This window comes from Streptomyces sp. NPDC102441 (assembly GCF_044765585.1).
Classification (GTDB): Bacteria; Actinomycetota; Actinomycetes; order Streptomycetales; family Streptomycetaceae; genus Streptomyces.
The window spans coordinates 89,141-113,348 of the sequence record NZ_JBIWKH010000018.1 but is presented as its reverse complement, the minus strand read 5'-3'; the positions used below and the strand labels follow the sequence as shown (position 1 = coordinate 113,348).

Genomic DNA, 24,208 nt, shown 5'->3' with positions numbered 1-24,208 from the left:
TCACCCGACGCGGGTGTCGGCGGTGATGAGGGTGCGTTCCATGGGGTCGAGGGCGACGCCTTCGACGCGGGCGTCGTCGTAGCCCTGGACGAAGCGCTCGTGGACGAGCGGCACGAGGGCGTCGGCGCCGAGGACGGCGGCCTCGGCGGTCATCTCGGCGGTGTGGCGGGCGTCGGTGCCGGTCAGTGAGGCGGCCTTGCCGACTGCGGCGTCGACCCGCTTGTCGCACAGCTGGGAGATGTTGAAGCTGCCGTCGCAGGTGAAGTCGGAGGCGAGGTAGGAGACGGGGTCGGCGGTGTCCAGCAGGGTGTTGCGCGCCTGGATGAATCCGTCGTACTTCCCGGCGAGCGCGTCGGCCTCCATCTGGGCGTAGTCGCGGACGACCTGCTTGACGGTGAATCCGCGCCTCTCGAGCTGCTGCTGGACGAGCGTCGCGACCTCGGGGAGCTCGGGCCGGTTGGTGTAGGTGGCGAGGACGATCTCCTTCGTCTTCGCCACCTCGGCGCGGCTCGCCGCCCGGGTCCGGTCCGTGGGTGCGGCACGCTTCTCGGCGGCCCAGGGGATGCCGGGGCCGAGGAGCCCCTGGGCGGTGTCGGCCCGGCCCTCGTACACCCCGTCGACCAGGGCCTTGGAGTCGATGGCCTCGCGGGCGGCGGCGCGCAGGGCCGGGTCGGCGAAGACGCCGTGCTCGGTGTTGAGCGAGAGGCCGTTGGTCCGGGCGGACGGGAACTCGTGGACGTAGGAGTCGCCGAGCAGGGAAGCCTGGGAGATCGGTACGTACTCGGCGACGTCGACGGTCTTCGTGCGCAGCGCGTTGGCGCGGGCGGTGCCGTCCGCGGCGAAGGTGACGTCGACCCCTGGGGCCTTCGCCTTGCCGCCCCAGTACTCGGCGTTGCGTTCGAGGGTGGCGGCGACCGCGCCCTTGACGTCGGTCAGGGTGAACGGGCCGGTGGCGTGCCCTGCGGGGTTCACCTTGCCGTTCCTGTAGGCGCCGGCGGACAGGATCGTGAGGGACGGGTTGGCGAGCCGTTGCGGGAGCAGCGGGTCGGCTTCCCCGGTGACGATCCGTACGGTGTCCTTGCCCGCGGCGGTCGCCTTCACGGTGGTGTCGGACAGCACCCGGGGCAGCGGGGACGCCTTGCCCGCGGCGGTGAGGGAGCGTACGACGGCGTCGGCGTCGACCTTCGCACCGTCCTGGAAGAAGGCGTCGCGAAGGGTGAACGTCCAGGTGGTTGGGTTGTCCTGCTTCCAGGAGGCGGCGAGGGCGGGCTTCGCGGCACCGTTCTTGTCGAGGGTGGTGAGGCCCTCGACGACGGCGAGCCGGCTGAGGGTGACCGCGTCGTCCCCGTACGGGGACATGGCCTGGGCGGGCGGGAAGGCCATGACGACCCGGAGCCGCTGCGCGTCGCCGGACGCTCCGGAGCCGCTCGACGAGGAGCATGCCGCGAGCGGGAGCAGCAGTGCGGCGGTGGCGGCGATGACCGGCAGCGGGGAGCGGCGGCTTCGGGACGTAGACATGACGGAGACCCTATGTGAAAACGATTGTCATCTGATATTCGGGGTGGCCATCCGGACCGTCCCGGACCGCTCCAGGGGAGCGGGCATCGGCAGTTCGAAATGGATGATGCCCTGACCGCCGCCCGGCAGCGCGCGTTCGTCGCAGACCTCCCGGGCGAGCGACCGCCAGAACGGTTCGGCGCCCGGCACGGCCGGATCGGTGTGCAGATAGAGCGAGGTGTAGCCGCCCGCCCGGGCGGCGAAGTCCCCGAGCTCCCGGACCAGCCCGCGGGCGAGACCGTGCCTGCGGTGCTCGGGGCGTACGTAGATCCGGCACAGCTGGGCCGTCGAACCGGAGGGGAAACGGTCCGCGACCCACTGCGGGTTGGGCGGCGCCTGCGGACCACGGTCCCGCACCGCGCCCGTCGCCACGACCTCGTCGCCGCGCGCGACGACCAGGAGGGTGCAGCGTTCGGGGCGCAGGTAGGCGCTCTCGAGGTCGATGATGTCGGCGTGCCAGCGGGGCACATAGCCCGAACGCAGGTCGTGGTAGACGGTGTCCAGCATGACGGCGCGCGCGCCGCCGACGTCCCGCGCGGTGGCGGTCCGCAGGACGTAACCGTCCGCTCCGGCCGGCGCTTCCGGCATCCTTGTCGCCCCGGCGGTCGCGCTCACCACTGACGCTCACCCTCGCTCTCGGCCGTACGGCACATCACTTGCCGTACCAGCGTACGTGCAAGCCATGTGCAATAAGGCGGGCGGGGTTCCCGGGACGGCCGCCGAAGGGCCCGTTACGGGTACGGGTCCCGCCGCGGGCCGGTGAGTCAGCCGCCGGCGCGGTGGACCAGCGCGGTCGCGATGCCCGCGATGCCCTCGCCCCGGCCGGTGAAACCGAGGCCGTCGGAGGTCGCGGCGGAGAGCGAGACGGGGGCACCGACCGCGTCGGACAGCACCTTCTGGGCCTCGTCGCGCCGCTTGCCGATCTTCGGCCGGAGACCGACGACCTGCACCGCGACATTGCCGATCCCGAAGCCTTCGGCGCGCACGATCCGGGCCGCCTCGGTGAGCAGGGTGACGCCCGAAGCACCCGACCACTCCGGGCGGCCGGTACCGAAGTGCTGCCCCAGGTCACCGAGTCCGGCGGCCGAGAAGAGGGCGTTGCACGCGGCATGGGCCACGACGTCGGCGTCGGAGTGACCGGCCAGGCCGGGGCCCTCGCCCTCCCACAGGAGGCCGGCGCACCAGAGTTCGCGGCCCTCCTCGAAGGCGTGGATGTCGGTCCCGATGCCCACACGCGGGATCACGGGAGCCGGCTGCTGACGGGCTGCTTCAGAATCCATCGTTCGCCCTCCGGCGTGCGAGAACGGCCTCCGCCAGGACCATGTCCAGGGGGCGCGTCACCTTGAACGCTTCTTCGTGTCCGGGCACGACCACGACGGGCAAGCCCAGCCGTTCGACCATGCCCGCGTCGTCGGTCGCACCCTCACCGTCGACCGCCACGCTCCTGTGCGCCTCGACGAGCGTGGAGCGGTCGAAGCCCTGGGGCGTCTGCACGGCCCGCAGCCGCGCCCGTACGGGGGTCGAGAGGACCGGCTCCGGTGCGCCCGGCTCACCCGGCTCGACCTCCTTGACGGTGTCGGCGAGGGGAAGCGCGGGGACCACGGCCGGGGCCCCGTCCCGTACGGCCTCGATGACGGCGTCCACGGTGTCGACCGGCACGAGGGGCCGGGCCGCGTCATGGACGAGGACGACGGAGACGTCGGCCGGCAGGGCGTCGAGGCCGAGCTTCACCGACTCCTGGCGTGTCGCACCGCCGGGGACGACGACGTAGTCGGTGCGCTCGGGCAGCGCGTGCCCGTCGATGAGGTTCTTGACCTCGGGCGCGCCGTCCGGGGGTGCGACCACGACGACGAGGGTGACGGCGCGGGACGCGGCCATGGCCCGTACGGCGTGGATCAGCATGGGCGTGCCGCCGAGCGCGCGCAGCGCCTTCGGGGTGCCGGGACCCAGACGGACGCCGCGGCCGGCCGCGGGGATCACCACCGCGGTACGGGGGCGGCTCGGTTCAGCAGGCGTCGGTGACATCGATGACATCGGTTGCACTCCGAAGCTTCGGCAGGTTTGTTTCCACGGCCGGCATGGGTATGGCCTGGGGGTGCCCCCGACCGTAGGTTGGGGGAGAGACGGGCGACGCCTTGACTTGACCGGGACCCCTTCCGTGACCCCCGGTCGGCCAAGCCGCAGCAGGGCCCGGCGGAGGTTGCCGAGGGGACGGCAGCAGGGCGCGTCGGCGGCGTTCCGGACGGATCCCTTGATCTTTCCGGACGGATTCCTGTCCGGATCCGAACATGCCGCAGCGCCCGACGACTTACCGTGAAGACGGCTGGTCAGCGGGCACCGCGGCAGTTTTCTCAAGCCCGGATCCGGTTCGTCGGCGTCATCCGGTCACCGGCGAAGTCCGGACACCGGTTTCATCCGGTCACCGGTGTTGTCCGGTTCAGGACGCGAGGACCTCGTCGAGCAGGGCCTCGGCCTTGTCCTCGTTCGTGTTCTCCGCGAGAGCGAGCTCGCTCACCAGGATCTGGCGGGCCTTGGCGAGCATGCGCTTCTCACCTGCGGAGAGTCCACGCTCGCGCTCGCGACGCCACAGGTCACGCACCACTTCGGCGACCTTGATGACATCGCCGGAGGCGAGCTTCTCAAGATTTGCCTTGTAGCGTCGGGACCAGTTCGTCGGCTCTTCGGCGTACGGCGCGCGCAGCACCTCGAAGACCCGGTCCAGCCCTTCCTGCCCGACTACGTCGCGCACACCGACGAACTCCGCATTGTCCGCCGGTACACGAACCGTCAAGTCGCCCTGGGCGACCTTGAGCACCAAGTAGGTCTTGTCCACGCCTTTGATCTGGCGAGTTTCGATAGCCTCGATCAGCGCGGCCCCGTGATGGGGATAGACCACGGTGTCGCCAACCTTGAACGTCATGTGACAGGTACCCCTTCCGTGGCTATCCAGAGTAACACGAGAACCGCTTCTCCTGAATGGCGTTTTCGCAGGTCAGGGCATATCTCGGGGCTTGACAACTGCAACAGGAACGTGCTGCGGGAGCCTTCCGGAAGGCGATATTCGCAGGTCGGAGCGGGCGTGCGACCGAGCCGAAACATGCGCGTCACAGGTGCCGGAAGCCCTCAAGAAGGGGCCGAACGTCCCGTTTTGCCGGATTCCGGATGGTGAACTTTCGTACTCCGTTCGGACCTCGATCACCCGTACGGCTCTTAGCGTCCGTGGCCATTGAATTGATCAACGAGCCGGGACCGGGTGGATTATGCACGGGAAATGCGCCACCACCCGGAAATCGATCTTCGGCCGGTCAACGCACTGCTCACCCGCGCTTTGTGAACGCCGTGCGAATCGTCACGCCCGGGGAGAGGGCCGGGACAGGGCCGGGGGATGTCCGCGCCGCGGCCGGGGGTGCCGCCGACAGGTCGGGCGGCCCGAGAGGCGGGTCGGGTGCGGGCCCGGGACTGCGGCTCGGTAACCTGAGCCCGCTGACACACACTTAGGGCGGCTTTACGGCCGCTCGGGCCTTCCTGTCCGCAGAGTCCGAAGTCCGCAGTCCGAACGTTCAAGGAGTTGCCGCCGCCGTGAGCCGCAGCCTTCGACACGGCGCCCTCGCCGCCACTGCCGTCGTGTTCTCGATCGCCGCGCTGTCCGCATGCAGTGCGGGCAATGACGCGCAGACGCTTCAGGTCAGGCCGGACAACGCAGCCACCGCTGTGGACTCCATCAAGATCCAGAACCTGAACATCATCACCCAGCCCGAGCCGGAGGCCGAGGGCCCGGCCGTCATCGCCGCCACCCTCTTCAACGACGGCCCGAAGCCCGAGACCGTGGAGAAGGTCACCCTGCCGGGCACCGACACCACGGTGGAGCTGAAGCCCGCCAAGGGCAAGGGGCCGCTCGAGGTCCCGGCCGGCGGCCGGCTGGTCATCGGCGGGAAGAACAACGCCTCGGCCGTGATCGAGAACGGCCGTCAGGCAGGGACGAACGGCAACGTGCAGAACGTCGCCTTCACGTTCAGCGAGACCGGGGACATCGAGCTCGGCGCCGCGATCGTCCCGGCGACCAGCTTCTTCAAGGACTTCGGCCCGAGCGCACTGCCGTCGGCCGAGCCCACGCCCAGCCCCTCGGACTCCGCGTCCGGGACTACGGGCGAGCCCTCGGATTCCGGGAGCCCGTCGGGTACAACGACCGACCCGTCCGCCTCGGACGAGGCGGCCACGGCGGACGACGCTGCCGCCACCCACTGATCGCGCGCGTGGGGGTGTCTCCGGCGGAGACACCCCCACGTGACCCGCGGTCTTCGGTTTACGGCTCGAACTTGTAACCCAGGCCCCGCACCGTCACGAGGTAACGCGGCGCCCCGGGGTCGGGCTCGATCTTGGCGCGCAGCCGCTTGACGTGGACGTCCAGCGTCTTGGTGTCGCCCACGTAGTCCGCACCCCAGACCCGGTCGATCAGCTGCATGCGCGTCAGCACCCGCCCCGCGTTGCGCAGGAGCATCTCGAGAAGGTCGAACTCCTTCAGCGGGAGGTCGACCTTGCCGCCGGAGACCGTGACGACGTGGCGGTCCACGTCCATCCGCACCGGACCGGCCTCCAGCGCCGCCGGGGTGGCCTCCTCCGGCTCGCCGCGACGGCGCAGGACCGCTCGGATGCGGGCCACCAGCTCCCGCGAGGAGAAGGGCTTGGTCACATAGTCGTCGGCTCCTATTTCCAGGCCCACGACCTTGTCGATCTCGCTGTCCTTGGCGGTGACCATGATCACCGGGACGTTGGACCGGACGCGCAGCTGCCGGCAGACCTCCGTGCCGGGCAGGCCCGGCAGCATCAGGTCGAGCAGCACGAGGTCGGCGCCGTTGCGCTCGAACTCGTCGAGGCCGTCCGGGCCGGTGGCCGCGATGGCCACCTCGAAGCCTTCCTTGCGGAGCATGTAGGACAGGGCGTCGCTGAAGGATTCCTCATCCTCGACGACAAGCACTCGGGTCACGGAAGGGCCTCCGGGGCAGGGAATGGTTCAAAGGAATCGGTCTCGTACGGCCCGTCGTCGTCAACAGCACCGTTGACGACGAGGGGTCCGCCGGTGGTACGACCCCGTACGACGCCCGACTCGGGCAGTCGCAGGGTGAACGTGGAGCCCTGTCCCTCCGAGCTCCATACGGTGACCTCCCCGCCGTGCGAGGCGGCCACATGCTTGACGATGGCGAGGCCGAGACCGGTGCCACCGGTGGCCCGTGAGCGGGCCGGGTCGACGCGGTAGAACCGCTCGAAGACACGCTCACGGTCCTTCTCGGAGATGCCGATGCCCTGGTCGGTCACAGCTATCTCGATCAGATCCCCGCCGGGAGCAGCCAGCTTCCGGACTGCGATGCCGACGCGTGTGCGGGCGGGGCTGTAGTTGACGGCATTCTCCACGAGATTGCCGAGAGCGGCCGCGAGCTGGCTGCGGTTACCCCAGACGAAGAGGTCCGCGGTGCCGCCCGGAGCCATGGTGATCTGCTTCGAACCGGCCTGCTGCCTGCACCGGTCGACGGCCTCGACGACCAGGTCCTCCACCCGTACGGGCTCGGCGTCCTCCAGCGGGTCGTCGTTCTGCACCCGGGAGAGGTCGATGAGCTCCTGGACGAGGTTGGTCAGCCGGGTCGCCTCGATCTCCATACGGCCCGCGAACCGCTGCACCGCCTCCGGGTCGTCGCAGGCGTCCATGACCGCTTCGGAGAGCAGGGAGAGCGCACCGACCGGGGTCTTGAGCTCATGGCTGACGTTGGCGACGAAGTCACGCCGCACCGCTTCTATGCGACGCGCCTCCGTGAGGTCCTCGACCAGCAGGAGGACCAGGCGGGAGCCCAGCGGGGCGACGCGGGCCGAGACGGCGAGCGCCTCGCCCCTGCCCGTACCTCGACGCGGGAGGTCCAGCTCGACCTGCCGTATCTCACCGTCGCGCCGGGTGTCCCTGGCCATGTGGAGCATCGGCTCGACCGCCAGGCGTCCGCCCCTGACCAGGCCCAGCGCATACGCGGCGGAGCTGGCCTTGACCACGCTGTCGCTCTCGTCGAGCACCACGGCGGACGAGCTGAGCACGGAGAGGACCGTGTCCACCCCTGGGGGAAGCGCGGCGTTGCCGTCGGGCCGCAGGGACGTACGCGTGGGCCGCTTCTGCTCGCGTTCGCTCCAGCGGAACGCCAGCATCGCGATCACACCGGTACACAGCCCGGCGATCGCGGCAGCTGCGGCGACCGCCGCGTTCACGTCCATGCCTCAAGGTTATGCGGGCGCGCCGACACTCTCCCAGCCATCCGGGTGCTATCTCGAACACTCGTCGCCCAGAGTTCACCGAGGGGATAGTGCCGGTTCACTTAGGAGGCCGGATCCCGACGCGTTGGCCCCGCACCGTGGCAGCGTGGGGGCCGGGCCCCAAGACCCCGGCCTCAGTAAGCCCGCCCCCGATCGCAGGTCGGGCCAAGGATCTGGAGAGGGACTTCCATGCGCGACGCTTATCACGAGGAACTCGATTCGATCGGCGAGGACCTGGTCGAGATGGCCCGGCTCGTCGGTTCGGCGATCGGGCGGGCCACGACGTCCATGCTCGACGCCGATCTCAAGCTCGCCGAGAGCGTGATCGCCGCGGACCAGAAGGTCGACGACCTCCAGCACGACCTGGAGGCCCGTGCCATCGCGCTGCTGGCCCGCCAGCAGCCGGTCGCCACCGATCTGCGGATAGTGGTCACCTCGCTGCGGATGAGCGCCGACCTGGAGCGCTCGGGCGACCTCGCCCAGCACGTCGCCAAGCTGGCGCGGCTGCGCTTCCCCTCGTCGGCGGTGCCGCACGACCTGCACGCCACCATCCTGGAGATGGGGCAGCTCGCCCAGCGGCTGATGGCGAAGGCCGCCGAGGTGATCATCACGAAGGACGTCGACCTGGCACTTCAGCTGGAGCAGGACGACGACGAGATGGACCTGCTGCACCGCACGCTGTTCCAGCACCTGATGGACGACCGCTGGAAGCACGGCATCGAGACCGCAGTCGACGTCACCCTGCTCGGCCGCTATTACGAGCGCTTCGCCGACCACGCCGTCTCGGTCGCCAAGCGGGTCGTCTACCTGGTCACGGGTGAGCACGCGGACGAGATCCAGGCCGGGTCGCAGGTGGAAGGGGCGTAGGTGGAGGGGGCGTAGGGGGCGCGGACGTCTCGACGGTCGCGCATCTGTTCCAGCGCTCATGCGCCGTTGATGCGCCCTCAGGGCTGGGCATGCAATGGGTGCGGGGAGCGGCACTCCATGCCGTACACCCCGTCGTACGCATGTGCGCGACACACACGCGCCGTGCGGCATGGGTGTGCGCCATCGCGTCGTACCCCCGTCTTACGCCCTGAGGAGGGACCATGGCCGATTCCCCGGTGACCGAACCCCAGCAGGAGCCCCCGACCGAAGTGGTGCATCTGACCGTGCTGGGGGCCTGCGGCTGCGGCTCGGGCTGCGGGTGCGGCTGCCAGTCCGGCGCGCCGTGCCAGTGCGGTGGCTGAGTCGCGGTGGCTGAGTAGGGCCGAGTAGGGCCGAGCACGGGTGCGCCCCGCGGCGGACACGCGTCCGCCGCGGGGCGCCACTGCCGCCTGCCCTCAGACCATCGGCTCGGTCGCGGCCCGCTCGACGGACGGTGCGACGGCGGCGGGTGGTGCCCCGGCGACGGGCGGTGCGACGGGCGGTGCGACGGGCGCGGCCGTCACGGCCGCGGCCGGGTCCTGGAAGCTCAGGTTCCGCATCAGCAGCCAGTATCCGAACGCGGCCACTGTGCCCAGCACCGCGCAGGTCCCCCACAGCCAGACGGCGCCGTAGTGGTCGATCATGAAGCCGGACATCAGCGGGGCGACGAGACCCGCCACCGACCAGGACATCGTGTACATGCCCTGGTAGCGGCCCCGCCCGTGAACCGGGGACAGCTGCACGACGATGCCCGTCTGCGTCGGCGCGTTGACGATCTCGGCCAGGGTCCAGACGCAGACCGTCAGCGCGTAGACCCCGACCGACCCCGCGAAGGCGGTCAGCCCGAAGCCGTAGCCCGCGAGCAGGGACGAGAGGATCAGCAGCCTGCGCGGATCGTGATCCTGGATGAGCCGGGTGACCGGGATCTGCAGGGCCACGATCAGCACGCCGTTGACGGCGATGGCCGTGCCGAAGTCGGAGCTGGACAGCCCGTCCACGCCCATGGCCACCGGCAGGCCCACGTAGCCCTGCTGGAAGATCAGCGCGACCAGGAACGACAGTCCGACGACCCCCATGAAGCGCCCGTCCCGCAGGACCGTACCCATCCTCACGTCGTCCGGTGCCGGGGCACCCTCGGGCCGGGGCACCACCTCGGGCCGGGACTCCGGCACCTTGAGGAAGACGACGACGGCGCAGAGCAGCGTGAGGGCCGCCTCGCCCATGAAACCGGCCAGATAGCTGTACTCCGCGATGAACCCCGCCCCGGTCGACGAGACGGCGAACCCCATGTTGATGGCCCAGTAGTTGAGCGAGAAGGCCCGTACCCGGTCCTCGGGCCGGACGATGTCGGCCATCATCGCCTGCACGGCCGGCCGGGACGCGTTGCTCGCCATACCCACGACGAAGGCCACGCCGGCGATCGCCACCGGATGGATCATGAAACCGAGCACGGCCACGGAGACGGCGGTCGAGAGCTGCGCGATCAGCATCGTCGGCCGGCGCCCCAGCCGGTCCGTCATCACCCCTGCGCCCAGGGACGACACGACACCGCCGAGCCCGTAGAGGGACGCGACGAGACCTGCGTACGAGGCCGAGTAGCCCCGGTCCAGGGTCAGATAGAGCGCCATGAACGTGGCGACGAACGCCCCGAGGCGATTGACGAGCGTGCTGGTCCACAGCCACCAGAACTCCCTGGGGAGACCGGCGACCGTCTCGTGTGCGGCCTTTCTGAGACCGGCGACCGGCATAGGGCTCCCCCGGGACGTGCGTGTACGGATGAGGCGCGGGCCTGTGTAAGCGGCCCTTCGGCTGTCCGGACGTTACGTAAGCGGAATTCCCGCCGCCACTCGATTGACGCCACCCGTCAAACGTCGCGTCCCGGCCCCGCCCGGTCCGCCCTTTGGCCGAGCGCGCGGAGGGCGCGCGGGTTCGATTACGCTCGGACCCATGGCCGACGCACCGTACAAGCTGATCCTGCTCCGCCACGGCGAGAGTGAATGGAACGCGAAGAACCTGTTCACCGGATGGGTGGACGTAGACCTCACCGACAAGGGCGAGAAGGAGGCGGTCCGCGGCGGTGAGCTGCTCAAGGACGCCGGCCTGCTCCCCGACGTCGTGCACACCTCCCTCCAGAAGCGCGCGATCCGCACCGCCCAGCTCGGGCTGGAAGCCGCGGACCGCCACTGGATCCCCGTGCACCGCTCCTGGCGTCTGAACGAGCGCCACTACGGCGCCCTCCAGGGCAAGGACAAGGCCCAGACTCTCGCCGAGTTCGGCGAGGAGCAGTTCATGCTCTGGCGCCGTTCGTACGACACCCCGCCGCCCGCCCTGGAGGACGGCACCGAGTTCTCGCAGAGCGACGACCCGCGCTACGCCTCCATCCCGTCGGAGCTGCGCCCGCGCACGGAGTGCCTCAAGGACGTCGTCGAGCGCATGCTGCCGTACTGGTACGACGGCATCGTCCCGGACCTCCTCGACGGCAAGACCGTCCTGGTCGCCGCCCACGGCAACAGCCTGCGTGGCCTGGTGAAGCACCTGGACGGCATCTCCGACGACGCCATCTCGGGCCTCAACATCCCGACCGGCATCCCGCTCGCCTACGAGCTGGACGCCGACTTCCGCCCCCTGAAGCCGGGCGGCACCTACCTCGACCCGGACGCGGCGAAGGCCGCGATCGAGGCAGTGAAGAACCAGGGCAAGAAGAAGTAAGCACGCACGAACAAGCCCCCCACCTGCGATTTCTCCCGTAGGTAGGGGGCTCTTTGCTGTGCGGGGCCGTCTGTGGGCCGTCGCGCTCAGATGCGGCGGATCCTCACGCGGACTGACACCAGGAAGGCCAACGGGAGGACGGCAAGCAGTTCGGCTCCGATCCAGAGGGCCAGAGTCGCGCCTCCGACGCCGATGATGCCGACCTGCAGCTCACGCGGGAGAAGGTCGATACGTAGACCAGGGCGTGGCACCATGGCGTTCTCCGTTGGTTCCATGAGTTCTCCTGTAAGAGTGGAAATAATTGCGCCGACGGGGTGAGGGGCCGCCCATTCCCGTGGGCGGCCCCTCTTGTTTCCCGCGATGGTGTAGTGGACCTTAGCGGCCGAATGGGGAAATGGAAAGTCTGCAGATGAGAGCCTCGACAAGTCCCTCATTTTCATGCAGCGCTGCAGATGGTGGAACTCCAGACGAGTGTTTCGGAGGTGTCCAGTCTCTTGGTCGGGTGTTGACCTCTAGGGACGGTTGATCGCGGTAGTCGCCTCGCTGCGTCGCTCACGGCATGGGGTGTGACCTGGGAACCCGATAGTTAGCCTGACAGGGAAGCCGATAGCTAGTCTCATAGTGACGCCAATAGGGAAACCGATAGCTAGTCTCATAGTGACGCCAATAGGGAACTTTGCAGTGAACCCTGTAGCGAAGATGGCAGAGCTTTGAAATGAAACCTGGAGTGTGAGGATCCGGCTCTGCCACCCTTGGCGCTAGTGGTCGGCAGCTAGAAACTCTGCGATCCGAAGATCGCGCTGATCGCCTTGCGGGTGCGCTCCTGGCTGGACGGCATCAGGTGCGCGTACACCCGCAGCGTCATCCCAGGGTCCGAGTGCCCGAGGCACTCGGCCAGCGCCTTGATGTTCTCCCCGGCGTCCAGCAGTGCCGACGCGTAGAAGTGCCGCATCGCATGCATCCCGTTCTCGCGTGACTCCGCGTACGACGCGCCGTCCTCAGGCACCGGGATGACGCCGGCCGAGGCCAGAGCCGGTTTCCACGCCTCCTCGTTGAGCGAAGTTCGCCAGACGTGGCCACCGCGCGGGCCCGTGAAGATGAGCCGCTTGGTCACCGGCGGCCCGCCCGCGACCTTCCACGGCAACGTGATCTCGACCGGCGGGTACTGCTTCATGTGGGCCCGCAGCGAGTCCGCGACGGGGCCGTGGAGCGGCACATCCCGGAGCTTGCCGCCCTTGGGCGGGGCGAAGACGGGCTTGCTGCGGCTGAGCTTGAGTTGCTGGACGACGTGCAGCGTGTCCGAGTCAAAGTCGATCGCGTCCACCGCGACGCCCAGGATCTCGCCCTGCCGCACGCCGCAGCCGCCGCCCAGGTCGACCATCGATTGGTACCGGTCGGGCATGCCCGCACGCACGGCGAAGAGCCGTTCCGGCGTCCACGGCGTGACGCGCTTCGTGTCCACGGTCGGAGCCCGGACCGAGCGGGCAGCGCAAGGGTTACGGGAAAGGTGTCCGTCGTCCACGGCCGCACTCAGAGCCGCCCGCACGTTGGAGTAGATCGTCCGGGCGTACGAGCCACGCACACCGTTCGCTTGGAGTTGCTGCACCCAGTAGCGGATGTGCGCCGGCTGGAACGAACCGAGCGGACGCGTGCCGAGGTACGGGAACGCGTGCAGCCGGAGCTGCGACTCCATCGAGGCTTGGGTGTTGGGGTCCGCCCCTTGGCTGGACACCCAGCCCTCCGCGTACTGCTGGAAGGTGGTCCGGGCCGCGCGGGGATCGATGTACTGTCCCCGCGCCATGTCCGCTTCGGTATGGGCCAGCCACTGATCAGCGAGCCGCTTCTGTCGGTCCGGGAAGCTCTTCGACTTCTCCGTGCCGTCCGGCCCGACGTAGCGCGCGCGGTAGCGGGACCCCACTCCGTAGCGATCCGACTTCATTTTGCGCGGCTTGCCGTCAGGACCGGTCACTGTCACGAACCAGCGGTCCTGGATGTGTCCGGCCATCAGGCAGCCGCCTCGCTTCGTCGGGAGTCGACCCAGACCCGTACGTCGTCGGGGTCGAAGCGGAGGTGCCGGCCGACGCGGAAGCCGCGGGGTCCGGTTCGCTTCCGACGCCATGTCCGTAGCCGGAGTGGTCGTGCGCGAGGACGGACGACTTCTGGCGATCCGCCGTGCCGACAACGGCACTTGGGAGCTCCCCGGCGGCGTACTCGAACTCGACGAGACCCCAGAGGCGGGCGTTCGGCGCGAGGTCCTGGAGGAGACGGGCATCCACGTCGAGGTGGTCGAGCTCACCGGGGTCTACAAGAACACCACCCGAGGCATCGTGGCCCTGGTCTTCCGATGCAAGCCCGCCGGCGGAAGCGAGCGCACGTCCAGCGAATCGACGGCGGTCGGCTGGCTCACGCCGGACGAGGTCACCGAGTGGATGTCCGAGGTCGGGAGAGCCGGACCGACGCGAAGGTGCCGGCCCCGGCGGAGATCGCGGCGCGGCTCGGGATCGCCGAGGGCGAGCTGTGCGTGAAGACGACGTACGAGTTCCTGGCGGACGGCAGGCCGGTGCAGCTGTCGACGAGTTGGGAGCCCTACGACCTCACCGCCGGCACACTCGTCGTCCTCCCCGAGGGAGGGCCGCACGCCGGGGCAGGTGTCGTGAACCGCATGGCCACGATCGGAGTCACCGTCAGCCACGCGGTGGAGCAGCCCGAACCGCGGCACGCGACCGCCGAGGAAGCATCGCTACTCGGTATCCAGAAAGCCGCGCTCGTGACGCACATCCGGCGGACGTACTACAGCGACCGGGGCCGTCCCGTGGAGACAGCGGACATCGTGGTGCCCGCCGCGCACTGCGAGATCGTGTACGAGATCCCGATCAGCCGGTAGTTCGAAGGTGGGGGCAGTGCAGGAAGACAAGTCATCAGACTGGATTCATTAACTACCTGCGAGCTTCTCCCTGGATGACTACGATTCACCCATCGGATCAGTCGCACAGGTTGCAAACGCGCCTTGAAGGTGGGGAAAGTAAATGAAGATGGAGCCGCGCAGTATGGCGCTCGATAAGGTATTTAAGCGCCGTGGCCGATACGACATTCCTGATTGGCAGCGGGATGAGGTGTGGGCACCCCAGCAAAAGAGGCTGCTTATCGACTCCATCCTGAACGGCTGGAAGCTCCCGAAGTTCTACTTCGCCAAGACGTCTAGCGATCCCGACGAGTTCGATGTTGTAGATGGGCAGCAGCGTCTTGCTACAATCTGGGAGTTCTTCGAGGGTAAATTGCAACTCTCGGATGAGTCTGCTAAGCGTTTCGGAGGATCCACCTACTCAGACCTCCCTGACGCAATTACCGACGACTTTGATGATTTCGAGATCCAGTACGACGAGATTACCGATGCCACCGATGACGACATCCAGGAGTTCTTCCAGCGGCTCCAGGCCGGAAAGAGCCTTACGGCCGCCGAACGGCTCAACTCGGTAAATAGCAACCTGACGCGTTTCGCACGCAAGTTGGCCACTCATGAATTCTTTTTCAAAAAAGTGGCGAGCAATAACACGCGGAAGGCCTACTTCGACATGTCGCTGAAGGCCCTCGCTCTCGAGCTCGAGGGATTCGGTGTGAGCCTGCGCTACGATGAACTCAAGGCTCTCTCTGATTCGCAGAGCTACTTCGGGGAGACCTCCGAAGTAGCCAAGAGGCTTCTCAGTACGCTCGACTACCTTAACCGCACTTTCCCTGAAAAGAGTTCCTCACTTCGCAACAGGAGCACCATTCAATCGTTTATAACCTTGGCGGCCGCAATCGTGGCAAGGGGGAAGTCTGCGGGAACCGAGCAGAAGCTCCACGAATTCTGCAATGACTTCATCACGGAGCTGGCCAAGCAGAATGAACTGGGCACGAAGGCGACAGATACTTCGTACCTTAAATATCAGCGTACGCTGTCCGCTAACGTCAAGTCAGGCGCCAAAGAGCGGCATGAGATCCTGCTGCGAAAGCTGCTGATCTCCGATCCGTCATGGATGAACACTCTGTCCCTACAGGAGACATCCACAACCACCCTGCGTGAGGAAATTGATAACCTCGGGAAGCGAATTAGCAGTCTCATTTCACTCAAAAACGATCAGTACTCCGCCAAGAACGGTTCAGATTTCTTTAAGCCCACGAATAGAACCTTTGGTGCGATGACTTCAATTCGTCAGCCAATCGAGAACTTCGAGGCGTATGCGAATCTCATCGGAGATCTATATTTCACTCTGCGGGAAGGGCCGGGCAGTCGACTCCCTAACGATGTCGCACCTTCATCATTCGTCGATGTAAATCTTCTGCGCACTGGCCTCCAGCACGACGTCGACCATGGCAAGACGGGAGCAGTTGCGAGTAAACGGAGGAAAATTGGCGAAGCCTTTGCCCGCTACGCCTCCGGGGAGACGACGCCTGGCGCGCTAGCTCCCGAACGATTCCCTCTAGTCCAGGCTGCGCTCCTTCGAGCCATTGCCGATGACCTTGAAGTGCTTGACGTAGAAGCGCTCTAGGCGCGAGTTCGCGCCGGCAGGTAGGTAGTGGTTTTGAGCGGGACCTCAGGCTTCGATCTCCCGGTCCCGCCCAAAACTCGCTCCTGCTCCCATACCGTCTGCCGTCGACCCACACAGGGGAACGGGCACTTCCATGAATCCCAACCCATCTGGGATGCCGCTGGCGTAGGCGTTCCCGGGGGCTACGCCCGACAGGAAATGTGTCTCCACGTGGAACCGTGTCGGGTGCAAGTGAGCTTCTGAAGGGGTGCTCGGGGAGCCTGAGGCTGGGCCGTCTCTGGGCCGTCCGAGGTTGCTCAAGGGCACTCGATGACACCCAATGGCGACTACTCACCCGCAGGCGATCAGCGTCCCCACCTGCGAAAACCCTGGTCGCCGAGATCTCCCGCAAGACCCAGGGCAAGAAGAAGTAAGCAGAGCCGAAATGGCCCCCCACCTGCGGATTCTCCGCGAGTGGGGGGCTTCTTGGTGCAGGTTCGAAGGTACTCAGTGGACTCGGACACGGGCGTGCAGGTGCATGTCGTGCCGGCCGTCGTCATGCAGGGCGGCGCTGCGCTTGGTGCCCTCCAGGGCGTAGCCGCACTTTTCGGCGACCCGGCACGAGGCGTGGTTCCGTGTCGAGTGGTCCAGTTCCAGACGGCAGAAGCCGATCTCGTCCAGGGCCCAGGTGCTGAGCCCCATGAGGGCGTGGGATGCCACGCCGGTGCCGCGCGCCCATGGGAGTGCCCAGTAGGCGACGTCGGCGTTTCCGTCGTCGAAGTCCAGGCCGCGCAGGGCGATCCGGCCGAGCACCTAGCCTCCGTCGCCGGTGATCGCCCAGTGGCCGCCCTTCTCCCGTTGCCAGTCCTGCCCGTAGGTGTCGAACCACTCCCGGACCTGGCTCCCGGTCGAGGGGCGGCGCGTGTGCCGGCGCCGGATCTCGCCGTCCTGGTAGGGGGAGAGGAACACGGGTGCGTCGGCTCGTTCCCACGGACGCAGCAGAAGCCCCCGGGCCGTCTCGATCACAGGCTGCGCAGAGTCGGCGAGTGAGCCGGAGGCGATGACGGGCGGCGTCGGCAAGGCTCCGGTCACAGGTCATGATGACCCGCCGGCGGGCGCCCGGGCAACGACGCTCGCCGAGCGCCCTGTTCAAGGGCAGCCCCCGCACACCGCGTGACGGCCCGGGCCCAACGGCAGGAAGCGCCCGCCCCGTTGACGGGCCCCGGCCTCATCCCCGCCCGTACAGGCCGCGGATGCCTCGCCCGGCGCGGCGGGGAGCCTACCCCCCGCCCGGGCGGGCACCCGCTAACGTGGCCCCCACACCTGCCTGTTGCCCAGGTGCACACCCCCAGCAGTGCGGGCAGGCGGGGCGCGGAGAGCAAGGAGATCGGGGAGAGCGATCATGGGCGAGTCTCTGAAGACCTTCGTCAGCGGCACCGAGGTCGAGGTGCCCAACAGCATTCCGGCGATCCGTGCCGCGCTGCCCGAGGAGAGACGCGAGGAGTTCGACCAGGCCATCAACGAGGCCGGGGTGCACGAGATCCAGGCCGTCATGCGGCACTGGATGCTGGAGTCCGTACCCGACCCCGAGGCCGAACAGATTCTGGACCGGCTGGCGCAGGACGAGGCCGAGAGGCGGAACGTCGCTTGAGCTTCCGCATCTCCTACGCACCGCCCGCCGACGACACTCTTGCCAAGATGCGCGACGGCGACTCGTTCCGGGACGAGATGGCGCGCACCCTGGGCCTGGACCCGTACGGACACGCCTCGTCCGCCGTGAAGCGGGAACGCGACCGGCGTGAGGCGACGGTCTACGGCGCGATCGTCCTCTACTACGTCTCCGGGTCCGTGCTGACGGTCACCGTGGTCAGGCTCGTACCGCTGCCGTGACCCGGAGAAACGACCGTGGGCCTCAGCCGAGCTTCTTGACCTGCGCGTCGATCACCGCGGTCGGCTGCGCGAAGTCGGAGTCCGCGCCCGTCTTACCGAGGTTGAAGGAGAAGAACGTTGCGACCGTCCCGCCCTGACGCACCGTCACCAGCTTGAAGGGGGCCACCTCGTCGCCCTCCCCCATCTGCACGCGCCAGGCGAGAGCCTCCTCGCCGCCGGTGGCCTTCTCCTCGGTCAGCTTGGTGATCTTCTGCTTCGAGCCCTTCATGGACAGGGTGAACCCGCCGGTCGCGCACTCGGCCGCGGAGGTGCGGAGCTCCTCGATGTTCGTCGCCGCGCCGTCGCCCTCGTACGAGGCCAAGGTGACCAGGGACGACGTCATGTCGAGCAGGCCGGCGAGCGCGTCCTCGGGGTCGGCGGACTCGTCCGTCTTGGGCTCCTGGACGACCTTGCGCCCGGCGTTGCCGACCGGGGCCCCCCGCTTCACCCCGTAGAAGGCGAAGCCGATGGGCTCGCACTCCTTCTTGTCGACGGTGACCTCCCCGGGCTGTGCGATGTCCTCGGGGCCGGTCTTCGAGACCTTGTGGCCCGCGACGTCACCCTGCTCCAGCGACACCTTCTCCAGCTCGGCCGACGTCAGCGCCTTGACCGCCGCGGGCTTGGAGGAGGCGTCGTCCTTGCCGCCCGAGGTGCCGCCGTCCCCCTTGGCGTCGGAGTCCGAGCCACTGCAGGCGGTGGCGAACAGGGTCAGGGACGCCACGGCGGCGGTGAGGGCGGTACGGCGGACTGCGGTGGCGCGCATGGTTCGTTCATCTCTCGGTCCGAAGGAGCAACACCCCCGCCCCTGGGCGTGATTCAGGGCCGGCAGGGCAGGGCTGTCGCAGTACGGGACACTCTACGATCGGACACCTGTCCGATGACCGCCCCCGACGGCCGCGGAGCGTGATCGTGACTCCGATGTGATCATTCTGTGAAGCCGCTGTGGGGGCGACCGCACTCCGCGGCGCAGCCATGAGGGGGCCGCCCGTGTCCGTCGACGCCACAACAGCCGTACTCCGAGCCGTGGGAGCCGGGGAGCCGGCGTCCGTCGAGCCGCTCGCCGGGGGCACGTACAACACCGTCAGCCGTGTGACCTTCGGGGATGGCAGGGACTGGGTGGTGAAGATTCCCCCGGCGCACACCGGCGGGCTGAGCTACGAACAGCGCCTGCTCGTCAACGAGGTCACCTTCTACGGCGCCGGAGCCGCCGAGGGCGGTGCCACGATCCCGCAGGTCGTGCACAGCGAGCTCGACCCCTGGGCGCCGACCGGGGCGTACGTCGTCATGACCGCGCGCCCCGGACGGCCCTGGAGCTCCGTCGCCGGTGACCTGACGGCCGACGAGACACGCGCTCTGCGCACCGAGCTCGGGAGCATCGTCGGACGGCTGCACGGCGTCACGGGACCCGGTGGTTTCGGGTACCCCGCCGAGCCCCTGGGGCCGCTCTCCTCCACCTGGTGCGAGGCGTTCACCGCGATGACCGAAGCGGTGCTCGCGGACGCCGAGAGGTACGGGGCGAGGCTGCCGTATCCGGCGGAGCGGATCCGCGAGGTGCTCGCAGGGGCGTCGGACGTGCTGGACGAGGTGACGCGACCCGCCCTGGTCCACTTCGACCTCTGGCAGGGGAACCTCCTGGTGACCGGGGAGCCCGGCGCCCGGCGCATCGGCGGGATCGTCGACGGCGAGCGGATGTTCTGGGGCGACCCGCTCGCCGATCTCGTCTCCACGTCGCTCTTCGGAGACCCGGAGACGGACCTGGACTTCCTCGCGGGGTACGCGGCCGCGACGGGCGTACCGCTCGACTTCACCCCGTCCGTACGCCGCCGGATCGACCTCTGCCGGAGCTACCTCTACCTGATCATGCTCACCGAGACGGTGCCCCGGGGCGCCGCGCCCGACGTGGTGGGCATGACCTGGCGGGAGGTGGCGCCGCGGCTCGACGCGGCGCTGGAGGAGCTCAGGTAGCGCGCCGGTCCCGGCCTCAGGACGGGCGCTGCGTCAGATGCGTGAAGGCGTCCAGGTTGCGGGTCGATTCGCCGCGCTCCACCCGCCAGGCGTACTCCTTGCGGATCGCGCTCGCGAAGCCCAGTTCCAGCAGCGGGTTGAACGCGCCGTCCGCCGCCTCCAGGACCGCGCCCAGCAGCCGGTCGAGCTCGTCGGGGGTGACGACCGAGAGCGGGAGCCGGCCGACGAGGTAGATGTCGCCGAGCTGGTCGATGGCGTAACTCACTCCGAACAGCCGGAGGTTGTGCTCCAGGAGCCAGCGGTGCACGGCCGCGTCGTTCTCGTCGGGGTGGCGGATGACGAACGCGTTGAGGGAGAGGGAGTGCTGCCCGACGATCAGGGAACAGGTCGTGGACAGCTTGCGCGTGCCGGGCAGCTTCACGACGTAGTTGCCGGGCTCGGGGCTCTCCCATTCGAGCTCCGCGTCGTTCAGCGTCGCCTCGATGACCTGCGCCGCTGCTGCCTCGTCGGATACGTCAGCCATGGTGCGAGCGTACGACAACGCGTCCGCGCGCTCAGCCGGACGCCTCCGCTCAGCCGTGGTGGGCGCGGGCGCGGCGCCGGTGGTCGTGCATCGCCGCCGCGTACACGTCGGCGGTGGCCGACGCGGCCGTGTCCCAGCCGAACGACTGGGCGTGCTCGGCCGCCGCCTCGCCCATCCGGCCGGCCAGCTCCGCGCTGTCCGCGAACCGGCCCAGCGCCTGTGCGTACGCCGCCGGGTCGTGGCCCGGGATCAGGAAGCCGCTGACTCCGTCCCGTACGGCGACCGGAAGGCCCCCGACCGCCGCCGCGACGACGGGCGTGCCGGCCGCCTGGGCCTCTATGGCGACGAGCCCGAAGGACTCGTTGTACGAGGGCATGACCAGTACGGACGCCGCCCGGAACCAGTCGGCGAGCTCGTCCTGCCCGACCGGCGGATGGAACCGTACGACGTCGGCGATGCCGAGGCGCGCGGCGAGCTTCTGGAGGCCCTCCGGCTTGGCGAGCCCGCTGCCGCTGGGGCCTCCGACGACGGGTACGACGATGCGCGAGCGCAGCGAGGGGTCACCGTCCAGGAGCACGGCGACGGCGCGCAGCAGCACGTCCGGGGCCTTCAGCGGCTGGATGCGCCCCGCGAACAGCGGGATCAGCGCGTCCCGCGGCAGGCCGAGGCGTGCGCGGGCGGCTGCGCGGCCGTCGCCGGGGCGGAAACGCTCCAGGTTCACGCCGGGGTGCACGACGGCGACGGACTCCGGGTCCGCGTCGTAGAAGCGGACGAGCTCGTCGGCCTCGCCCGCGGTGTTCGCGATGAGCCGGTCGGATGCGTGCACGATCTGGGTCTCGCCGATGACACGGGCGGCGGGCTCGGGGGTGTCGCCCTCGGCGAGCGCGGCGTTCTTGACCTTCGCCATGGTGTGCATGGCGTGGACGAGGGGAACGCCCCAGCGCTGGGCGGCGAGCCAGCCGACCTGGCCGGACAGCCAGTAGTGGGAGTGGACCAGGTCGTAGTACCCGGGGCGCTGGCCTGCCCAGGCCTGCATCACGCCATGGGTGAAGGCACACAGCTGGGCCGGCAGCTCTTCCTTGGCGAGACCCTCGTAGGGCCCCGCGTCGACGTGCCGGACCAGGACTCCGGGTGCCAGTTCGACCGTCGGGGGCAGCCCGCCGGTGGTGGCCCGGGTGAAGATCTCGACCTCGATGCCGATCGCGGCGAGGCGCCTGGCCAGCTCCACGATGTAGACGTTCATGCCGCCCGCGTCGCCGGTACCGGGCTGGTGCAGCGGAGAGGTGTGCACGGAGAGCATCGCGACGCGGCGTGGCTTACGGGGCCCGGCGAACGTGCCCGGGAAGCGGATACGGGGTGCCGCACGGCTGCTGCCGAGCCGGGAGACGTACTGGCTCACGGGTCCGCTCCTCCTCGCTCAGGGCATGACACGTACAGGGCACACGACCCCTTCGAAGTGCCAAAACAGCGGAACCTCGCCTTTCATTTCCACTTTGCCAAAACATTGCGATCCCTCCGGCGTGCCGGACGGCGGCTCCCCTGTCCCGCTGCTCCTGCGGCTGCCCCCCGGGCCTTCGCATACGCTCCCCTGCATGCACCAGCGCCCCATCGGCACCGCGACCCGCGGGACCACCAACCCCAACCGGCTGCGCCGCATGGACCGCTGGATCGCCGCCACCCACGGCCCCGCGCTGCGCCGCGACGACGCCCCCCTCGCGGTCGATCTCGGCTACGGAGCCGCCCCCTGGACCGCCGTCGAACTGCTGGCGCGGCTGCGCACCGAAGCGCCGCGTACGGCCGTCGTGGGCGTCGAGATCGACCCCGCACGGGTGGCGGCGGCCGAGCCGTACGAACGCCAGGGCCTCACCTTCGTGCACGGCGGCTTCGAGATCCCCACGGCCCGCCGGCCCCTCCTCATCCGGGCCGCGAACGTGCTGCGCCAGTACGACGAGGGCGAGGTCGCCGCGGTCTGGCAGCGGCTGTGCGCCCGGCTCGCCCCGGACGGACTGCTGGTGGAGGGGACCTGCGACGAGATCGGCCGCCGGCACGTGTGGGTCGCCCTCGGCCCGGAGGGCCCGCGCACGGTCACCTTCGCGACCCGGCTCGGCTCGCTGGAGCGGCCCTCGGACCTCGCCGAACGCCTCCCGAAGGCGCTGATCCACCGCAATGTGCCGGGCGAGCCCGTCCACGCGTTCCTGCGGGACCTCGACCGGGCCTGGGCCACGGCCTCCCCGTACGCGTCGCTGGGAGCGCGGCAGCGCTGGATCACCGCGGTCCGCGCGGTCTCCGCGGACTGGCCCGTGACGGACGGCGTACGCCGGTGGCGACAGGGCGAGATCACAGTGCGCTGGTCCGCACTGCGGCCGGCCGCGGGGTGAACGGTGCCGGGCCGCGACAAGTCGGCCGGCAACGTTCCCGGATCCGGGAACACCGCCGGATCACCGTTCGTCCCCTTGTGTGACGGGGAGGCCGGCGCGGACCTCTGTTGCTTTGCCGGGCAACATGGCACGATCGCGTCGTCACCGAAATGTTACTGACGGTAAGTCACATGTGCGCGATACGGCTTACGTTGCCTTTCGCCCGGAGGGGGAGCTTGTGAACCGACGCCACTGTGCCACTGCCGCGATCACTCTGGTCTGCGCACTGGCCCTGCTGACCGCGCCGGTCCAGGCCATGGCCGCTCCGGTCCCCGAGCCCAGCCCGACACCCTCCGCCTCGGCCACCCCCGGCTCCGGGAAGACCCTCGAAGAGGTCCGCGAGGAGATCGACACCCTCTACCGCAAGGCAGGGGCGGCCACGGACGCGTACAACCTCGCCGAGGAGCAGTCCAAGAAGCAGTCCAAGGAGATCGTCCGGCTGACCGAGTCGATCGCCGACGGCCAGGCGAGGATCGCCGAGCTGAAGGACCAGGCGGGCGCCGCGGCCCGCGAGCAGTACCGCACCGGCGGACTCCCCCCGGGCGCGCAGCTGATGCTGAGCGGCAGTCCGGACCTCTTCATGGACGGCATCAACCAGGCGCGGCAGGGCCAGCAGGCCACCAAGGGCATGCTGACCGAACTGGAGCAGGCCCAGGAGGACTTGGAGACGTACACCAAGGACGCGAGCCTCAACCGGGAGAAGATCGAGGCCGGCCGGGCCAAGCAGGCCAAGGCGAAGAAGAGCATAGACGCGCAGATCGCGGCGGCGGAGAAGATCGAGTCCCAGCTCGCGAAGGAGGAGCGCGCCAGGCTCATCGAGTTGGAAAAGGACGACGCGTCCACGGCGCAGGCTGCCTGGCTGTCGTCCGGCGCGCTCAAGGACATCAACCGCGATGCGAGCGCCGCGGGCAAGAAGGCGGTGGCCTTCGCGACCGCCCAGATAGGCAAGCCGTATGTATGGGGAGCCGAGGGCCCCGGTTCGTACGACTGCTCGGGGCTGACCTCACAGGCCTGGGCGGCGGCGAAGCGGCCGATCCCCCGGACGTCGCAGGAGCAGTGGCGTCAGCTGTCCCACATCGACATCGAGGACATGCGCCCCGGCGACCTGATCATCTACCACAGCGACGCCAGCCATGTCGGGATGTACGTCGGTGACGGCTCGATCGTGCACGCCCCCCGGCCCGGCCGGGATGTCACGCTGACGGGCGCGGGCTCGATGCAGATCCTGGGCGTGGTCCGGCCGGACAAGTAGGCGACGGGAGCGGGCCGGGCGGCGAGGGACAGCCGGCCCGGGCCGATTGTGCGCGGTGCGTGTCGGGCGCGTGATGTTTGTCATGGCCTCATGCCCGTTTCGTGCGCGCCCATCACGCCGGATCCGTGGCGGGAAGCGGCTTATGGGCGCGCAT

At 69.0% G+C, this 24,208-nt stretch carries 25 protein-coding genes and 2 pseudogenes; 12 read left to right on the top strand and 15 right to left on the bottom strand.

Annotated elements, in window-relative coordinates; translation table 11 throughout:
* The 5 genes from ACIREO_RS33230 to ACIREO_RS33210 all read right to left on the bottom strand — a co-directional run bounded on the left by ACIREO_RS33230 (position 1) and on the right by ACIREO_RS33210 (position 4,477).
* Positions 1–1,518: an ABC transporter substrate-binding protein gene (locus ACIREO_RS33230; RefSeq protein WP_404116993.1), complete on the bottom strand. Its 1,518-nt coding sequence runs from the start codon at positions 1,516–1,518 to the stop codon at positions 1–3.
* Between the two features lie 27 nt (positions 1,519–1,545).
* Positions 1,546–2,145, bottom strand: a complete 600-nt coding sequence (locus ACIREO_RS33225) for a GNAT family N-acetyltransferase (protein WP_404117145.1) — start codon at positions 2,143–2,145, stop codon at positions 1,546–1,548.
* A gap of 176 nt (positions 2,146–2,321) precedes the next feature.
* Positions 2,322–2,837, bottom strand: a complete 516-nt coding sequence (ispF, locus tag ACIREO_RS33220) for a 2-C-methyl-D-erythritol 2,4-cyclodiphosphate synthase (protein WP_404116991.1) — start codon at positions 2,835–2,837, stop codon at positions 2,322–2,324.
* Complete coding sequence (gene ispD, locus ACIREO_RS33215) at positions 2,827–3,591, bottom strand: 2-C-methyl-D-erythritol 4-phosphate cytidylyltransferase (RefSeq protein ID WP_404116988.1); 765 nt, start codon at positions 3,589–3,591, stop codon at positions 2,827–2,829. The genes ispF and ispD overlap by 11 nt, the downstream gene beginning before the upstream one ends.
* A 403-nt stretch (positions 3,592–3,994) precedes the next feature.
* Positions 3,995–4,477, bottom strand: coding sequence for a CarD family transcriptional regulator (locus tag ACIREO_RS33210; RefSeq protein WP_006380568.1), 483 nt, complete (start codon positions 4,475–4,477; stop codon positions 3,995–3,997).
* 659 nt (positions 4,478–5,136) lie between these two features.
* On the opposite strand from ACIREO_RS33210, the gene ACIREO_RS33205 reads away from it, so the two are divergent.
* A complete protein-coding gene (locus ACIREO_RS33205) occupies positions 5,137–5,802 on the top strand; it encodes a DUF461 domain-containing protein (protein WP_404116985.1) in 666 nt (221 codons plus the stop codon).
* Between the two features lie 58 nt (positions 5,803–5,860).
* Here ACIREO_RS33205 and ACIREO_RS33200 read toward each other — a convergent pair whose 3' ends face one another.
* Together ACIREO_RS33200 and ACIREO_RS33195 are read right to left on the bottom strand one after the other, a co-directional pair.
* Positions 5,861–6,541, bottom strand: coding sequence for a response regulator (locus ACIREO_RS33200; protein ID WP_404116982.1), 681 nt, complete (start codon positions 6,539–6,541; stop codon positions 5,861–5,863).
* Entirely contained in the window at positions 6,538–7,806 is a 1,269-nt protein-coding gene (locus tag ACIREO_RS33195) for a sensor histidine kinase (RefSeq protein ID WP_404116980.1), read from the bottom strand. Before ACIREO_RS33195 ends, ACIREO_RS33200 begins: the two co-directional genes overlap by 4 nt.
* 228 nt (positions 7,807–8,034) lie before the next feature.
* Between ACIREO_RS33195 and phoU the strand changes: the two genes are divergently transcribed.
* Together phoU and ACIREO_RS33185 are read left to right on the top strand one after the other, a co-directional pair.
* Positions 8,035–8,712 carry a phosphate signaling complex protein PhoU gene (gene phoU, locus ACIREO_RS33190; protein ID WP_404116977.1) on the top strand — a complete coding sequence of 226 codons (678 nt, stop codon included), beginning with the start codon at positions 8,035–8,037 and terminating at the stop codon, positions 8,710–8,712.
* Positions 8,713–8,933: 221 nt separating this feature from the next.
* Entirely contained in the window at positions 8,934–9,074 is a 141-nt protein-coding gene (locus tag ACIREO_RS33185; RefSeq protein ID WP_327116189.1) for a hypothetical protein, read from the top strand.
* A gap of 93 nt (positions 9,075–9,167) precedes the next feature.
* Here the strand turns inward: ACIREO_RS33185 and ACIREO_RS33180 are convergent, their stop codons facing one another.
* Positions 9,168–10,499, bottom strand: coding sequence for an MDR family MFS transporter (locus ACIREO_RS33180; RefSeq protein ID WP_404116975.1), 1,332 nt, complete (start codon positions 10,497–10,499; stop codon positions 9,168–9,170).
* Between the two features lie 199 nt (positions 10,500–10,698).
* Here ACIREO_RS33180 and ACIREO_RS33175 point away from each other — a divergent pair, with 199 nt between their 5' ends.
* Positions 10,699–11,460, top strand: a complete 762-nt coding sequence (locus ACIREO_RS33175; protein WP_404116973.1) for a phosphoglyceromutase — start codon at positions 10,699–10,701, stop codon at positions 11,458–11,460.
* An 86-nt stretch (positions 11,461–11,546) separates the two neighbouring features.
* Here the strand turns inward: ACIREO_RS33175 and ACIREO_RS33170 are convergent, their stop codons facing one another.
* The 3 genes from ACIREO_RS33170 to ACIREO_RS33160 form a co-directional block, all read right to left on the bottom strand.
* Complete coding sequence (locus ACIREO_RS33170) at positions 11,547–11,735, bottom strand: hypothetical protein (protein ID WP_404116971.1); 189 nt, start codon at positions 11,733–11,735, stop codon at positions 11,547–11,549.
* 497 nt (positions 11,736–12,232) lie between these two features.
* On the bottom strand, positions 12,233–13,465 hold the full coding sequence (locus tag ACIREO_RS33165; protein ID WP_404116969.1) for a tyrosine-type recombinase/integrase: 1,233 nt from the start codon (positions 13,463–13,465) through the stop codon (positions 12,233–12,235).
* Positions 13,465–13,692 (bottom strand): DNA-binding protein, encoded by a 228-nt coding sequence (locus tag ACIREO_RS33160; protein ID WP_404117142.1) that lies wholly within the window; start codon positions 13,690–13,692, stop codon positions 13,465–13,467. Before ACIREO_RS33160 ends, ACIREO_RS33165 begins: the two co-directional genes overlap by 1 nt.
* On the opposite strand from ACIREO_RS33160, the gene ACIREO_RS33155 reads away from it, so the two are divergent.
* The 3 genes and pseudogenes from ACIREO_RS33155 (at position 13,599) to ACIREO_RS33145 (ending at position 15,989) form a co-directional block, all read left to right on the top strand.
* Positions 13,599–13,985, top strand: coding sequence for an NUDIX hydrolase (locus tag ACIREO_RS33155; RefSeq protein WP_404117139.1), 387 nt, complete (start codon positions 13,599–13,601; stop codon positions 13,983–13,985). The two genes, ACIREO_RS33160 and ACIREO_RS33155, sit on opposite strands and share 94 nt — an antisense overlap.
* A pseudogene (locus tag ACIREO_RS33150) lies at positions 13,901–14,344 on the top strand (UTRA domain-containing protein); the annotation flags it as partial. The gene ACIREO_RS33155 and the pseudogene ACIREO_RS33150, both read left to right, overlap by 85 nt.
* 142 nt (positions 14,345–14,486) lie before the next feature.
* On the top strand, positions 14,487–15,989 hold the full coding sequence (locus tag ACIREO_RS33145) for a DUF262 domain-containing protein (RefSeq protein WP_404116966.1): 1,503 nt from the start codon (positions 14,487–14,489) through the stop codon (positions 15,987–15,989).
* A gap of 486 nt (positions 15,990–16,475) precedes the next feature.
* Here ACIREO_RS33145 and ACIREO_RS33140 read toward each other — a convergent pair.
* Positions 16,476–17,060 (bottom strand): annotated as a pseudogene (locus tag ACIREO_RS33140) (GNAT family N-acetyltransferase).
* A 310-nt stretch (positions 17,061–17,370) separates the two neighbouring features.
* Between ACIREO_RS33140 and ACIREO_RS33135 the strand changes: the two are divergent.
* Together ACIREO_RS33135 and ACIREO_RS33130 are read left to right on the top strand one after the other, a co-directional pair.
* Positions 17,371–17,619: a hypothetical protein gene (locus ACIREO_RS33135; RefSeq protein ID WP_404116963.1), complete on the top strand. Its 249-nt coding sequence runs from the start codon at positions 17,371–17,373 to the stop codon at positions 17,617–17,619.
* Positions 17,616–17,858 (top strand): hypothetical protein, encoded by a 243-nt coding sequence (locus ACIREO_RS33130; RefSeq protein ID WP_322984222.1) that lies wholly within the window; start codon positions 17,616–17,618, stop codon positions 17,856–17,858. The genes ACIREO_RS33135 and ACIREO_RS33130 overlap by 4 nt, the downstream gene beginning before the upstream one ends.
* Positions 17,859–17,880: 22 nt before the next feature.
* Here ACIREO_RS33130 and ACIREO_RS33125 read toward each other — a convergent pair whose 3' ends face one another.
* Positions 17,881–18,660, bottom strand: coding sequence for a hypothetical protein (locus ACIREO_RS33125; protein WP_404116960.1), 780 nt, complete (start codon positions 18,658–18,660; stop codon positions 17,881–17,883).
* Between the two features lie 224 nt (positions 18,661–18,884).
* Between ACIREO_RS33125 and ACIREO_RS33120 the strand changes: the two genes are divergently transcribed.
* Positions 18,885–19,862: a phosphotransferase family protein gene (locus ACIREO_RS33120; protein ID WP_404116957.1), complete on the top strand. Its 978-nt coding sequence runs from the start codon at positions 18,885–18,887 to the stop codon at positions 19,860–19,862.
* A 16-nt stretch (positions 19,863–19,878) separates the two neighbouring features.
* On the opposite strand, the gene ACIREO_RS33115 is transcribed toward ACIREO_RS33120, so the two are convergent.
* Together ACIREO_RS33115 and mshA are read right to left on the bottom strand one after the other, a co-directional pair.
* On the bottom strand, positions 19,879–20,385 hold the full coding sequence (locus ACIREO_RS33115; protein ID WP_404116954.1) for a YbjN domain-containing protein: 507 nt from the start codon (positions 20,383–20,385) through the stop codon (positions 19,879–19,881).
* Positions 20,386–20,434: 49 nt separating this feature from the next.
* Positions 20,435–21,784: a D-inositol-3-phosphate glycosyltransferase gene (gene mshA, locus ACIREO_RS33110; RefSeq protein WP_404116952.1), complete on the bottom strand. Its 1,350-nt coding sequence runs from the start codon at positions 21,782–21,784 to the stop codon at positions 20,435–20,437.
* Between the two features lie 193 nt (positions 21,785–21,977).
* On the opposite strand from mshA, the gene ACIREO_RS33105 reads away from it, so the two are divergent.
* Together ACIREO_RS33105 and ACIREO_RS33100 are read left to right on the top strand one after the other, a co-directional pair.
* A complete protein-coding gene (locus ACIREO_RS33105) occupies positions 21,978–22,763 on the top strand; it encodes a class I SAM-dependent methyltransferase (protein WP_404116950.1) in 786 nt (261 codons plus the stop codon).
* 217 nt (positions 22,764–22,980) lie between these two features.
* A complete protein-coding gene (locus ACIREO_RS33100; RefSeq protein ID WP_404116948.1) occupies positions 22,981–24,054 on the top strand; it encodes an NlpC/P60 family protein in 1,074 nt (357 codons plus the stop codon).
* Positions 24,055–24,208 lie beyond the last annotated feature (154 nt).